This is a genomic window from Phosphitispora fastidiosa (assembly GCF_019008365.1).
Taxonomy (GTDB): Bacteria; Bacillota; Thermincolia; order Thermincolales; family UBA2595; genus Phosphitispora; species Phosphitispora fastidiosa.
On the sequence record NZ_JAHHUL010000109.1, the window covers coordinates 1 to 280 of the forward strand.

The following is a 280-nucleotide window of genomic DNA, read 5'->3' on the forward strand; positions in this document are numbered from 1 at the left end:
TTTTCAGCACGCTCCCGGCGCCGCCGCACCCAGCGCTGGCCCGCAAGTCTGGGCGCGTTACATGCACGGCGAAGAGCCCGACAAGGAAGGCACCGTCAAGTTCGCCTCCTTCACGCTGCTGGGGCAGGACTTCGGCACCATGGATTCCGCCCGAATGCATAATTTCCAGTTTAATGAGGCAATCTCCTTGATGATCCCGTGCGACACGCAAGAGGAGATTGATTACTTTTGGGGAAAGCTTTCCGCCAACCCCAAAGCGGAGCAGTGCGGATGGCTGAAA

General features: G+C 58.6%; 1 protein-coding gene. It reads left to right on the forward strand.

Annotated features, from left to right (window positions below; translation table 11 throughout):
- A partial coding sequence (locus Ga0451573_RS19150; RefSeq protein ID WP_231685783.1) for a VOC family protein occupies nt 1–280 on the forward strand: 280 nt, incomplete at both ends.